This window comes from Enterobacter cloacae complex sp. IR5412, assembly GCF_049237385.1.
Lineage (GTDB): Bacteria > Pseudomonadota > Gammaproteobacteria > Enterobacterales > Enterobacteriaceae > Enterobacter > Enterobacter intestinihominis.
Genome location: NZ_JBMKHQ010000005.1, coordinates 298,018 through 309,674, shown reverse-complemented (window position 1 = coordinate 309,674; position 11,657 = coordinate 298,018). Strand labels below are relative to the sequence as shown.

Genomic DNA, 11,657 nt, shown 5'->3' with positions numbered 1-11,657 from the left:
AAGGCTGGCAGAGTGTGGGGATGGAAAAATCAAAACAACTCCGCAAACAAATGACACCCGAAGAATTACGCCTCTGGTATCTGCTCAGAGGTCGCCGCTTCTTTGGGTATAAGTTTCGCCGACAGATGCCGGTTGGGCCGTACATCGTGGATTTTGCCTGCTTTAAGGCGAAACTGATTGTTGAGCTGGACGGGGGGCAACATCAGGATAAAGAGGCCTATGACTCTCGTCGCACCGAGTTTTTGAATGCGAACGGCTGGGAAGTCGTACGGTTCTGGAATCATGAATTCAGGGCTAATGAGGAGGAGATGCTGATGGCTATTCTGCAACGATTGCAATGCCTGATGCCCTCACCCTAACCCTCTCCCACAGGGAGAGGGAACTGGTTACTCCCTCTCCCCTGGGGAGAGGGCCGGGGTGAGGGGCCCTACGCGCAGAGGCGTTACTTCAGCGTCCCCACCAGCGCCTTCCGGCTGTCTTCCAGGGACACCACGCGTTTACACACGTCTTTGCCGAACTGCTGGAAATCGGCTTCCTGATTCTTCCACTCGTTCTGAATCGAGGTTTGCAGTCCGCCCAGGCTACCCAGTACACCCTGCAACGGATTACCGCCGCCTTTCAGCACCGCTTTGGCGCCCATCTCGTTGATGCTGTCCTGGAGAATGCCGCCCATCGCCTGGTTCACCAGCTGCTGACCGTCGGCTCGCACCTGATCGATCGCCTTATAGTGGAACGTCAGGCCATCAGAGCGAGTCTCAATAATGCGGTTCATCTGTTCTTTCAGCTGTTTATCCAGCTTCGTCAGGCGGGTGCGCATATTGCTGCTCTCCCCCACCTCTTTGGTGATGATTTTATCCAGCGCCACGCGGCCCTTCTCAACGCGGGTCAGCGCGCCATCGTTTATCCATGGCAGCGCGGTACGCAACTCGGCCTGGTAGTCCATCGCCTGCTCGCGCTGGGCGGCCGTCAGGTTTTGCTGTTTGCCGTTAAACGTCACGTTGCCATCCGGCGTGATCACCAGATTGCCATTCTCGCCCTTAACCTGCACGGTTTGCGGGCTTAATACCACGTCGTCACGCGGGGTGACGCTACATTTATACTCCGCATGGGCGGTGGTTCCGATTGCCAGTAAAGCAACCGCCAGCAACGTTTTACGCATCTTCAACACTCCCTCAGACAAAATGGGCCAGCTAATGCTGGCCCCGTTCTTGCTTTATTAGTCCCACCAAACGTCGAAAAGTTCGCTGACGCGGACATCTTCCAGTTTGTGGTCTTCAAGCCATTTGCGTACCAGCGCCTGATGTTCTTCGGTGCATTTCCCCACTTCCTGGGTGCAAATCAGACCTTCCCACGCCAGATAGCCGCTACCGTCGAAGGCCAGCTTGTTGGGTTCGATCACCTCGTTGATGAACGCATCAACGTCCTGATCGATCTGCTCAACGCTGGTGCCTTCCGGGAAACGCCAGGCAACGGAGAAACCCACTTCCTGGAATTCTTCGATGTGCATCTTTTTACGCAGACGACGGCTACGATTCTTTGCCATTATTTTACCCTCTCGAACATTAAGTCCCATACGCCGTGACCAAGACGATGGCCACGCTGTTCAAATTTTGTCACCGGACGTGAATCCGGACGCGGTACGTAGTCGTTGCTTTCAGACTGGTTTTTATACCCGTCCAGGGACGACATCACTTCCAGCATATGTTCCGCATAAGGTTCCCAGTCGGTTGCCATGTGGAAAACGCCGCCCAGCTTGAGCTTACTTTTCACCAGCTCGGCAAACGGTGCCTGAACGATACGGCGTTTATTATGACGCGCTTTGTGCCATGGGTCAGGGAAAAAGAGCTGAACCATGTTCAAAGAATTGTCAGGAATCATTTTGTGCAGCACTTCCACCGCGTCGTGACACATGACGCGCAGGTTCTCAACGCCCTCTTCATGGGCCGTTGCCAGGCATGCGCCGACGCCCGGCGAATGTACTTCAATACCGAGGAAGTTCTGCTCCGGGCGCGCTTTCGCCATAGTGACCAGCGAGGTGCCCATACCAAAGCCGATCTCCAGGGTCACTGGCGCGTCGCGGCCAAACAGGTCGGTGAAGTCGAGCGGTTGCTCGCTGAACTCAACGCCCATCACCGGCCAGTAGTTGTCCAGCGCGTGTTGCTGCCCTTTTGTCAGGCGCCCCTGACGGCGGACAAAGCTGCGAATACGGCGCAGCGGGCGACCGTTTTCATCAAATTCCGGTGAAATGACGTCGTTTTTCATAAAAGAGTTGTCTGCTTGTGAGAATGTTCGGGAAACGGGCATTATCCAAAGTTAAGGCTTCTATGCAAGCATGGGAAAGATCCGGTTTACAGCAGATTAACGCTGTGCTGCAATCTGCGTCCCTGATTAAGCGAATCGATGACCATGCAAGCCTCTCAATTTTCAGCCCAGGTGCTGGACTGGTACGACAAATACGGGCGTAAAACCCTGCCCTGGCAAATTGAAAAAACGCCTTACAAAGTATGGCTCTCCGAGGTGATGTTGCAACAAACGCAGGTCGCGACGGTCATTCCTTACTTCGAGCGTTTTATGGCGCGCTTCCCGACAATCACCGATCTGGCCAACGCGCCGTTAGACGAGGTACTGCACCTGTGGACAGGCCTCGGCTATTACGCCCGCGCGCGCAACCTGCACAAAGCCGCACAGCAGGTCGCCACCCGCCACAACGGTAAATTCCCGGAGACCTTTGACGAGGTGGCGGATTTGCCCGGCGTCGGGCGTTCAACCGCAGGCGCAATCCTTTCCCTGTCTTTAGGCAAGCATTTCCCTATTCTCGACGGCAACGTCAAGCGCGTGCTGGCACGCTGCTACGCCGTAGAAGGCTGGCCGGGCAAGAAAGAGGTTGAGAAGCGCCTGTGGGAGATCAGTGAAGCGGTCACTCCGGCGAAAGGGGTGGAGCGTTTTAACCAGGCGATGATGGATCTGGGCGCGATGGTCTGCACCCGTTCAAAACCGAAGTGCGAACTCTGCCCGGTAAATAACCTCTGCGTGGCCTATGCGAACCACTCCTGGGCGCAGTATCCGGGGAAAAAACCGAAGCAGACGCTGCCTGAACGCACCGGGTACATGCTGCTGATGCAGCATGGCGACGAGGTGTTTCTCGCCCAGCGCCCGCCGAGTGGCCTGTGGGGTGGTCTATACTGCTTCCCACAGTTTGAGGATGAAGCTTCGCTTCGGGCATGGCTTGAACAGCGCGGCATTGCGGCCGATACCCTGACGCAACTCAACGCGTTCCGTCATACCTTCAGCCATTTCCATCTGGATATTGTGCCTATGTGGCTTCCCGTGTCCTCATTCACCTCCTGCATGGATGAAGGCACCGCTCTCTGGTATAACTTAGCGCAACCGCCATCAGTCGGGCTGGCGGCTCCCGTGGAGCGCCTGTTACAGCAATTACGTGTCGGTGCAATGGTTTAGCATCGGCAAGACAAAGAGGAATGAGTATGGCCAGAACCATTTTTTGTACTTTCCTGCAGCGCGACGCTGAAGGCCAGGATTTCCAGCTCTACCCGGGCGACCTGGGTAAACGCATTTACAACGAGATCTCCAAAGAAGCCTGGGGACAGTGGCAGAAAAAACAGACCATGCTGATCAACGAGAAAAAGCTCAGCATGATGAACCCGGAACACCGCAAGCTGCTGGAGCAGGAGATGGTGAACTTCCTGTTCGAGGGTAAAGACGTCCACATCGAAGGCTATACGCCACCGGAAAAATAATACTCTGCGGCTGCTGCCCGGCGGCGCTGCGCTTGCACGGGCCTACGGTTATGTAGGCCGGGTAAGCGCAGCGCCACCCGGCAACAGCAACCTCAAAGCAAACACAACACGCACTCCCGGAATGATGAAAAAACTATTAGCGCTAGCACTTGTTGCGCCGTTGCTTGTGTCTTGTTCTTCCAAAAAGGGCGATAGCTATAACGAAGCCTGGGTTAAGGACACCAACGGTTTTGACATTTTGATGGGGCAGTTTGCCCATAACATCGAGAACATATGGGGATTTAACGAAGTTCTTATTGCCGGACCGAAGGACTACGTTAAGTATACCGACGCCTATCAGACCCGTAGCCACATCAACTTCGATGACGGTACGATTACGATTGAAACCATCGCGGGGACTGAACCTGCGGCACATTTACGTCAGGCCATCATCAAAACCCTGCTGATGGGCGACGATCCGGGCTCTATCGATCTCTACTCTGATGCCGATGACATTACTATCTCCAAAGAGCCATTCCTGTATGGGCAGGTCGTTGACCAGACCGGTCAGCCGATTCGCTGGGAAGGTCGCGCGACGAACTTCGCAGACTATTTGCTGCAAACGCGCCTGAAAAGCCGCACCAATGGCCTGAAGGTGATCTATAGCGTTACGATCAACCTGGTGCCGAACCACCTCGACAAGCGTGCGCATAAGTATCTGGGCATGGTGCGTCAGGCGTCGCGTAAGTATGGCGTGGATGAGTCGCTGATCCTGGCGATTATGCAGACCGAATCCTCGTTCAACCCGTATGCGGTGAGCCGTTCCGACGCGCTGGGGCTGATGCAGGTTGTGCAGCACAGCGCCGGTAAAGACGTGTTCCGCGCGCAGGGGAAATCCGGTACGCCGAGCCGCAGCTACCTGTTCGATCCGCAAAGCAACATTGATACCGGTACCGCATATCTGGCGATGCTGAACAATGTTTATCTCGGCGGGATTGATAACCCGACTTCACGTCGCTATGCGGTGATCACCGCCTACAACGGCGGCGCGGGCAGCGTCCTGCGCGTCTTCTCGAACGATAAAGTGCAGGCCGCGAACATCATCAACAGCATGGCGCCGGGGGACGTGTACTCCACGCTGACCACTCGCCACCCGTCTGCGGAATCCCGCCGCTATCTGTATAAGGTGAATACGGCGCAGAAGAACTACCGTCGCCGCTAGAAACCAACACCACCCCTCACCCTGCCCTCTCCCCAAAGGGGAGAGGGTGTTCAAGTTCCCTCTCCCCTTTGGGGAGAGGGTTAGGGTGAGGGGGCATCAGACCGCACCCATCTCATCCCACCCATACAAAAATGCTATTTGCATCACAATCCAAACTGCAAATTAATGTGGATTGCATTTTTTTGCGGGAGGTAACAAAACATATCGTTGCCAACTGATAGAATTGCATCAAATAACAACCCTGAATGTTCCTATAACAACATATCTCCCGCTCACTTGTGAGGAAAGTAACATGAACCTTAAGCTGCAGCTTAAAATCTTGTCGTTTCTGCAGTTCTGCCTGTGGGGTAGCTGGCTGACTACACTCGGCTCCTATATGTTTGTGACGCTCAAGTTCGATGGTGCGTCAATCGGTGCCGTCTACAGCTCGCTGGGTATTGCGGCTGTTTTCATGCCAACGCTGCTCGGTATCGTGGCAGATAAATGGTTAAGTGCGAAATGGCTGTATATGCTTTGCCATCTGGTGGGTGCGGGGACGCTGTTTATGGCGGCCGAAGTGACCACGCCGGGGGCGATGTTTATGGTGATCCTGCTTAACTCGCTGGCGTATATGCCAACGCTTGGCCTGATCAACACCATCTCCTACTACCGCCTGAAATCTGCCGGTCTGGATATCGTCACCGACTTCCCGCCAATCCGTATCTGGGGCACCATCGGCTTTATCATGGCAATGTGGGGCGTGAGCTTCGCGGGCTTCGAGCTGAGCCACATGCAGCTGTATATTGGTGCCGCGCTCTCCGTGCTGCTGGCGCTGTTCACCCTGACGCTGCCCACCATTCCGGTTTCTAACCAGCAGAAAAACCAGAGCTGGAGCACCATGCTTGGCCTGGACGCCTTCGCCCTGTTCAAAAACAAGCGCATGGCGATCTTCTTTATTTTCTCCATGCTGCTGGGCGCGGAACTGCAAATCACCAACATGTTCGGTAATACCTTCCTGCACAGCTTCGATAACGATCCGCTGTTTGCCGGGAGCTTTATCGTTGAACACGCGTCGGTGATGATGTCCATCTCGCAGATCTCTGAGACGCTGTTCATCCTGACCATCCCGTTCTTCCTGAGCCGCTACGGCATCAAGAACGTCATGCTGATCAGTATCGCTGCCTGGATGTTGCGCTTCGGTCTGTTCGCCTACGGCGACCCAAGCGCGTTCGGCACCGTGCTGCTGGTTCTGTCGATGATTGTTTACGGCTGCGCCTTCGACTTCTTCAACATCTCCGGCTCGGTGTTTGTAGAAAAAGAGGTGAAACCTGAAATTCGCGCCAGCGCGCAGGGCATGTTCCTGATGATGACCAACGGCTTCGGCTGTATTCTGGGCGGCGTGGTGAGCGGTAAAGTGGTTGAGATGTATACCACCAACGGCATCACCAACTGGCAGCCAGTGTGGCTGATCTTCGCCGGGTACTCACTGGTGCTGTTCTTCGCGTTCATCGTGCTGTTCAAGTACAAGCACGTACGCGAACCACACGGTGCGCAGCCGATCGCGCATTGATTGTTGTGCCCGGTGGCGGCTTCGCCTTACCGGGCCTACAAACCGCAAATCGTAGGCCGGGTAAGCGTTAGCGCCACCCGGCTATTTTATTCCAGACAGCATCCACCCCACCGACAGCAAATCCGCGCTGCCGCCCGGACTCAGGTTTCGTTCAATCAACGCGTTATCCATCCTAAGCAACGCATCCTGATCCCAGCCGTTCGCCAGCAGCTCCTGTGCATAATCCTGGACGTAGCGCAGCCCTTCAGTGCCGCCGCGCGAAACGAGATTACTGTCCTGGTTGATGGCCATCAGGCGCAATAACAGGTCATGAAGGGTGTTTCCCTTCCACTGCGCCAGCGCCTTACGCACCGTGCTGAAGCCGCTTTCTGCCTCACCGCGCGCGCCGGTTAAACCGTACTGTTGAAACTGTCGCTCTCCCGCCGTTGCCTGCCCGCAGCGCCCGCCCAGTTCCCGCGCCACCAGCCCACGACAGATGTTACTTACCTCACAACAGAGGCTATCCGCAGAGATATTTTTCACACGTCCGGCGGCGAAGCAGAGCAAACCAAGGGCAAAAATCCCGCCCTTGTGCGTGTTCACCCCGCCCGTGGCGGCGTACATTGCCTGCTCACAGGCCATTCCCATCGGGCGGATAATCCGCAACTGCTGATCGGCAGGTTTGGCCGCATTTGCTTCACCCAGTTCCGCAAAACGGGCAAACCACGGCGTAATCGCCGCAATGCTGCGGAGGAATAAGGTATGGTCCATATCGCGATGGGAGCCGTTATTGAGCCTGTCCACCAGCCCCGGTTTGGGCGTCAGCTCCAGCTCCTGCCACAGCGCCTCTGCGGCAAGCGCAGGAACATCAACCGGGCGCGGTTTAGTCGCGAGCAAACCAGTCATCTATCATCTTCTCCACGCGGGAAACCACCTGCTCAACGGGATGGTGCCGAGAACGGGAACAAGCGTGGGCAGGCTCGTCGCAAATCAGACAGCGCCTGAGGTGTGAACCCAACGACTGACGGCCAACGTGGCCGTTTTCAGGGCAGATCACATCCAGATCCCACAGTCTGCCGAGCGGGTGCGTCTGCTCCAGTTCAGCACAGTGCGCTTTAATTTCCGCCGCCGGATGCGCGACGCACCACAGCGCTTCAGGTCCGGTGGGTAGCCAGAGCACCTGGCGATCCAGCACCTGCCAGCGGTTTTCCCACAGCAGCTGGTCGCACATCTGTAACGCCACGCCCATGGTGTTGCGATAGCGCAGGCTGTCTTTGATTTGCCCGGGCGTGACCAGCGTTAGGGAGATCACCGGTTGTTGATGGTGCGTAAGCCAGTCAGCCTGACGGGCTGCGCGGCGCTCTTTCGCCGCCAGCAGCGCGTCCAGGCTGACACCCGTCCGCACGGGTGTCGCAGTAGTCATATTCACTCCTTTACCTGTCGAACGGTGTCGATCACGCTGCCGTCGCGGTAGCGGATCACCCCGACAATTTTGTCGGTGAACTCAATCGGTTTCGGTACGCCGGTCAGGGAAATCGCCCGCTCATAGAGCGCGTTGATATCTACAACCTTCAGGCCTGCTTCCATGAGTCGTTCGCGGATCTCCGGGCGCGCCGGGTTGACCGCAATACCGTGGTCGGTGACCAGCACGTCAATGCTCTCCCCCGGCGTGAGGCGCGTGGTAACGCGCTTCACGACGGTCGGGATGCGGCTTCGCAGCAGCGGCGCGACCACAATGGTCAGGTTGGCTGCCGACGCCACGTCGCAGTGCCCGCCGGATGCGCCGCGCATCACGCCGTCGGATCCGGTGATGACGTTGACGTTAAAATCGACGTCGATTTCCAGCGCGCTGAGGATCACCACGTCGAGCTGATCGCAGCTTGCCGCCTTGCTGCCGGGGTTGGCGTAGACGTTGGTGGAGATCTCCACGTGGTTCGGGTTGCGCGCCAGCGAGGCCGCTGCCTGGCCGTCAAAGCACTGGGTGTCGAGCAGCTTTTCGATGAGCCCCTTCTCGTGCAAATCCACCAGGCTGCCGGTGATACCGCCAAGGGCGAAGCGCGCCTTCACGCCGCTGCGCTCCATCTTCTCTTCCATAAAGCGGGTGCAGGCGGTCGCCGCCGCGCCGGAGCCGGTCTGCATCGAGAAGCCCGGTTTAAAGTAACCAGAGTGTTCAATCACGTCCGCCGCATAGCGGGCAATCATCAGCTCGCGCGGGTTGCTGGTGACGCGCGCCGCACCGACGCTGATTTTCGCCGGGTCGCCCACGCTCTCCACCTGCACGATGTAGTCCACCTGATCCTGCACCAGGCTGGCGGGCATATTCGGGAACGGCACCAGTTCTTCGGTCAGCAGCACCACCTTACGGGCAAAGTGTGCGTCCACCATGGCGTAGCCCAGCGAACCGCAACACGATTTGCCCTGCGTGCCGTTGGCGTTGCCAAACTCATCGCTGCACGGCACGCCAAGAAATGCCACGTCGATATTCAGCTCGCCATCCTGGAGCAGCTTCACGCGCCCGCCGTGGGAGTGAATTTGTACCGGCTCGTCCATCAGCCCGTGGGAGATGGCCTCCGCCAGCCTGCCGCGCATACCGGAGGTGTAAATTCGGGCGATCACGCCGCTTTGAATATGCTCGATCAGCGCGTCGTTGCAGGTCATCAGCGAGCTGGAGGCCAGGGTCAAATTTTTAAAACCCATCCGCGCCAGCAGCGCCACAACGGTGTTGATCACCCGGTCGCCTTCGCGAAAGGCATGGTGGAAAGAGATGGTCATCCCGTCCTGCAAGCTGCTGCGCATGACGGCTTCTTCGAGGGAGGCGCAAAGCTTACGGTTGTGTTTCGCCTCGCTGTCCGCCAGCCACGGCGTCGCGCTGTGGGCGGTATCAAAAGGCTTCAGATCCCGCAGATGGGGGAAATTCACATGGAGAAGTTCTGTCTGATTCATTATGTCATCCTTACCGACGCACGCCGGAGGCCGCCGCGCGCTCCAGCACCACCTGCGCGTGGTTAATAATCGGTGCATCCACCATTTTGCCGTTGAGCGAGACCACGCCCAGGCCGTTACGCTCGCCCTCTTCTGCCGCTTCAATCACCCGTTTGGCGTGCTCCACCTCTTCCCGTGTCGGGGCGTAGGCGTTGTGCAGCAGGTCAATCTGGCGCGGGTTAATCAGCGATTTGCCGTTAAAGCCCATCTTGCGGATCAGATCGACCTCGCGCAGGAACCCGGCTTCGTCATTAACGTCTGACCACACCACGTCGAAAGCGTCGATGCCTGCCGCGCGGGCGGCGTGCAGCACGGCGCAGCGGGCGTAGAACAGCTCGGTGCCGTCGCCGCGCTCGGTCTGCATGTCCATTACGTAGTCAAAGGCGGCCAGCGCGATGCCGATCAGGCGCGGGGAGCTGCGGGCAATCGCCACGGCGTTGATGACGCCAATGGCCGATTCAATCGCCGCCATCACGCGGGTGGAACCTACTTCACGCCCGCACTCCTGCTCAATGCGCTCGAGGTGGCCTTCCAGCTCGTAGATATCGTCCGGGGTGTCGGTTTTTGGCAGGCGAATCACGTCTACGCCCGCGCGCACGGCGGCCTCCAGATCCAGCAGGCCAAACGGCGTGCTCAGCGGGTTAATACGCACCACGGTTTCGATATCCTGATACATCGGGTGCTGCAACGCGTGGAACACCAGCATGCGTGCGGTGTCTTTCTCGCGCAGGGCCACGGCGTCCTCAAGGTCAAACATGATGGAGTCGGGGCGGTAGATAAAGGCGGTGGAGAGCATGGCGGCATTGGCGCCCGGCAGGAACAGCATACTGCGGCGGAGTTTGCTCATTTCAGCGCCCCCCAGTTGATGGCCTGTTCATCGGCGGCACGCAGAAGCGCGCTTTGCAGGCGGGCGCGGATCACACAGTCCAGCGCCCCTTTGTCTTCAATAATGATTAATCCCTGGTGCACGTTCATGGCGCGCAATGTGTCGTTGACCACCTGGCGTATTTGCTCGCCAAACTGCTTAATCACTTCACTGTGGATGACAATCTCCAGCTCACCGTGAGCGGGGGCGATTTTCACCATCAGGTCGCTGGACTCCTGCGTTCCGGCCAGCGCCTCCCTTACAATATTCATGATAAATTCCTGATAGTTATGCGACTTCCGCACTCGCACGATAATGTGCTTCGAGGTGCGCGAAGGTGGAGTCCGGGACAATCTCCCGGATCCGGGAAAACTGCTGTGTCTTGAGTAAACGGCGTACTTCCGAGGCCGAAATGGCGTTGCCGTTGGCTTTGATGCGCGGCATCTCCACCACGTCGATGTGCGAGGCCAGCAGGTCGTGCAGCGTCTGGTTGTACTGGCGGGTGATATCGCAGAACGGCTCCGAGCCGATGAAGCGGTGCGTGATGCCCAGCGCCGGGGCGATAAAGTCCCGGAAGATCAGCACGTCTATCTCGCTCCATGCCTGCTGCACTTTACCGGTCTCCTTCAGGAAGTAGGCAGGAAACGTGGCGCGGGAGATGATGTACTGCGAGCCTTCATGCACCACCACGTTCGGCAGATGCGCCACGCCCGCGCGCACCATCTCAAGGCGCGCGCTGAACGGGAAGAACGAGGCGTCTTCACGCACCACGAACAGATGCAGAGCATCGCACTGCGCCGCCGCCTGCTCCACCAGATGACGGTGACCGAGGGTGAACGGGTTGGCGTTCATCACGATGGCACCAATCTTCTCCCCACACTTGCGGCTAGCGCGCAGGGATCGGCAGTAGCGCACGATCCCTTGCGGAGTGTTCTCCAATAGCACCGCGTTGTTCCCGCTCTGGGCAACCGGCCAGAAACCGCTGCGGCCAAAGCGCTCCTTATTACACGGACGGGTGCAGAGGAAGAGGTGAAAATGGCCGCGCTCCAGCGCCGCATTTTCCACCTCTGCCAGCAGACGCGCGCTGAGGTTTTCCCCACGAAGCTGCTCGTTGACCGCCACGCACTTGATGACGTTGGCAGCCAGCCCGGCGCAACCCACCAGCTGCGCGCCGGACCAGGCTTCAACAAACAGCGTAATGTCGTTGTCCAGGCCAAGGCCGCTGTCTGCCAGCAGGTAGCGGATCTGGCTTAAGCGTTCCGGGTGTTTCGCCACAACGGTGTGGCGAAAATCAATGGGTTGCGATTGCATGCTGCCGCCTTA

General features: G+C 57.8%; 14 protein-coding genes. 5 read left to right on the top strand and 9 right to left on the bottom strand.

Annotated elements, in window-relative coordinates; genetic code table 11:
- Positions 1–20 precede the first annotated feature (20 nt).
- Entirely contained in the window at positions 21–359 is a 339-nt protein-coding gene (locus ACOTX2_RS12010; protein WP_023298571.1) for an endonuclease domain-containing protein, read from the top strand.
- Between the two features lie 83 nt (positions 360–442).
- Here ACOTX2_RS12010 and ACOTX2_RS12005 read toward each other — a convergent pair whose 3' ends face one another.
- The 3 genes from ACOTX2_RS12005 to trmB are packed head-to-tail and all read right to left on the bottom strand — an operon-like array spanning position 443 to position 2,262.
- A complete protein-coding gene (locus ACOTX2_RS12005; protein ID WP_022649360.1) occupies positions 443–1,159 on the bottom strand; it encodes a DUF2884 domain-containing protein in 717 nt (238 codons plus the stop codon).
- A 57-nt stretch (positions 1,160–1,216) separates the two neighbouring features.
- The gene (locus ACOTX2_RS12000) at positions 1,217–1,543 is read right to left on the bottom strand and encodes a YggL family protein (RefSeq protein WP_003862421.1); all 327 of its coding nucleotides are present in this window, start codon (positions 1,541–1,543) and stop codon (positions 1,217–1,219) included.
- Entirely contained in the window at positions 1,543–2,262 is a 720-nt protein-coding gene (gene trmB / locus ACOTX2_RS11995; protein WP_015571843.1) for a tRNA (guanosine(46)-N7)-methyltransferase TrmB, read from the bottom strand. Before trmB ends, ACOTX2_RS12000 begins: the two co-directional genes overlap by 1 nt.
- A 144-nt stretch (positions 2,263–2,406) precedes the next feature.
- Between trmB and mutY the strand changes: the two genes are divergently transcribed.
- From mutY to ACOTX2_RS11975, 4 genes are all read left to right on the top strand, one after another.
- Positions 2,407–3,459 carry an A/G-specific adenine glycosylase gene (gene mutY, locus ACOTX2_RS11990; RefSeq protein WP_023306917.1) on the top strand — a complete coding sequence of 351 codons (1,053 nt, stop codon included), beginning with the start codon at positions 2,407–2,409 and terminating at the stop codon, positions 3,457–3,459.
- 26 nt (positions 3,460–3,485) lie between these two features.
- The gene (locus ACOTX2_RS11985; protein ID WP_003862425.1) at positions 3,486–3,758 is read left to right on the top strand and encodes an oxidative damage protection protein; all 273 of its coding nucleotides are present in this window, start codon (positions 3,486–3,488) and stop codon (positions 3,756–3,758) included.
- Between the two features lie 124 nt (positions 3,759–3,882).
- Positions 3,883–4,959, top strand: a complete 1,077-nt coding sequence (gene mltC, locus ACOTX2_RS11980; protein ID WP_032621902.1) for a membrane-bound lytic murein transglycosylase MltC — start codon at positions 3,883–3,885, stop codon at positions 4,957–4,959.
- Positions 4,960–5,251: 292 nt separating this feature from the next.
- Positions 5,252–6,508, top strand: coding sequence for a nucleoside permease (locus tag ACOTX2_RS11975; RefSeq protein WP_022649364.1), 1,257 nt, complete (start codon positions 5,252–5,254; stop codon positions 6,506–6,508).
- Between the two features lie 81 nt (positions 6,509–6,589).
- On the opposite strand, the gene citG is transcribed toward ACOTX2_RS11975, so the two are convergent.
- The 6 genes from citG to citC are packed head-to-tail and all read right to left on the bottom strand — an operon-like array spanning position 6,590 to position 11,645.
- A complete protein-coding gene (gene citG, locus ACOTX2_RS11970) occupies positions 6,590–7,393 on the bottom strand; it encodes a triphosphoribosyl-dephospho-CoA synthase CitG (protein ID WP_063147404.1) in 804 nt (267 codons plus the stop codon).
- Positions 7,371–7,910 (bottom strand): citrate lyase holo-[acyl-carrier protein] synthase, encoded by a 540-nt coding sequence (gene citX, locus ACOTX2_RS11965; RefSeq protein WP_023298574.1) that lies wholly within the window; start codon positions 7,908–7,910, stop codon positions 7,371–7,373. The genes citG and citX overlap by 23 nt, the downstream gene beginning before the upstream one ends.
- Before the next feature lie 2 nt (positions 7,911–7,912).
- The gene (citF, locus tag ACOTX2_RS11960) at positions 7,913–9,430 is read right to left on the bottom strand and encodes a citrate lyase subunit alpha (RefSeq protein WP_100148844.1); all 1,518 of its coding nucleotides are present in this window, start codon (positions 9,428–9,430) and stop codon (positions 7,913–7,915) included.
- Between the two features lie 10 nt (positions 9,431–9,440).
- Positions 9,441–10,316: a citrate (pro-3S)-lyase subunit beta gene (citE, locus tag ACOTX2_RS11955; RefSeq protein WP_032626185.1), complete on the bottom strand. Its 876-nt coding sequence runs from the start codon at positions 10,314–10,316 to the stop codon at positions 9,441–9,443.
- On the bottom strand, positions 10,313–10,606 hold the full coding sequence (gene citD / locus ACOTX2_RS11950) for a citrate lyase acyl carrier protein (RefSeq protein ID WP_017382935.1): 294 nt from the start codon (positions 10,604–10,606) through the stop codon (positions 10,313–10,315). Before citD ends, citE begins: the two co-directional genes overlap by 4 nt.
- Positions 10,607–10,622: 16 nt before the next feature.
- The gene (gene citC, locus ACOTX2_RS11945; protein ID WP_063147403.1) at positions 10,623–11,645 is read right to left on the bottom strand and encodes a [citrate (pro-3S)-lyase] ligase; all 1,023 of its coding nucleotides are present in this window, start codon (positions 11,643–11,645) and stop codon (positions 10,623–10,625) included.
- Positions 11,646–11,657 lie beyond the last annotated feature (12 nt).

Coding starts and splice junctions, on each gene's coding strand:
- mutY (WP_023306917.1), top strand. CDS start 2,407: ATGCAAGCCTCTCAATTTTCAGCCCAGGTGCTGGACTGGTACGACAAA.
- trmB (WP_015571843.1), bottom strand. CDS start 2,262: ATGAAAAACGACGTCATTTCACCGGAATTTGATGAAAACGGTCGCCCG.
- mltC (WP_032621902.1), top strand. CDS start 3,883: ATGAAAAAACTATTAGCGCTAGCACTTGTTGCGCCGTTGCTTGTGTCT.
- citG (WP_063147404.1), bottom strand. CDS start 7,393: ATGACTGGTTTGCTCGCGACTAAACCGCGCCCGGTTGATGTTCCTGCG.
- ACOTX2_RS12000 (WP_003862421.1), bottom strand. CDS start 1,543: ATGGCAAAGAATCGTAGCCGTCGTCTGCGTAAAAAGATGCACATCGAA.
- ACOTX2_RS12010 (WP_023298571.1), top strand. CDS start 21: ATGGAAAAATCAAAACAACTCCGCAAACAAATGACACCCGAAGAATTA.
- ACOTX2_RS12005 (WP_022649360.1), bottom strand. CDS start 1,159: ATGCGTAAAACGTTGCTGGCGGTTGCTTTACTGGCAATCGGAACCACC.
- citD (WP_017382935.1), bottom strand. CDS start 10,606: ATGAATATTGTAAGGGAGGCGCTGGCCGGAACGCAGGAGTCCAGCGAC.
- ACOTX2_RS11985 (WP_003862425.1), top strand. CDS start 3,486: ATGGCCAGAACCATTTTTTGTACTTTCCTGCAGCGCGACGCTGAAGGC.
- ACOTX2_RS11975 (WP_022649364.1), top strand. CDS start 5,252: ATGAACCTTAAGCTGCAGCTTAAAATCTTGTCGTTTCTGCAGTTCTGC.
- citC (WP_063147403.1), bottom strand. CDS start 11,645: ATGCAATCGCAACCCATTGATTTTCGCCACACCGTTGTGGCGAAACAC.
- citE (WP_032626185.1), bottom strand. CDS start 10,316: ATGAGCAAACTCCGCCGCAGTATGCTGTTCCTGCCGGGCGCCAATGCC.
- citX (WP_023298574.1), bottom strand. CDS start 7,910: ATGACTACTGCGACACCCGTGCGGACGGGTGTCAGCCTGGACGCGCTG.
- citF (WP_100148844.1), bottom strand. CDS start 9,430: ATGAATCAGACAGAACTTCTCCATGTGAATTTCCCCCATCTGCGGGAT.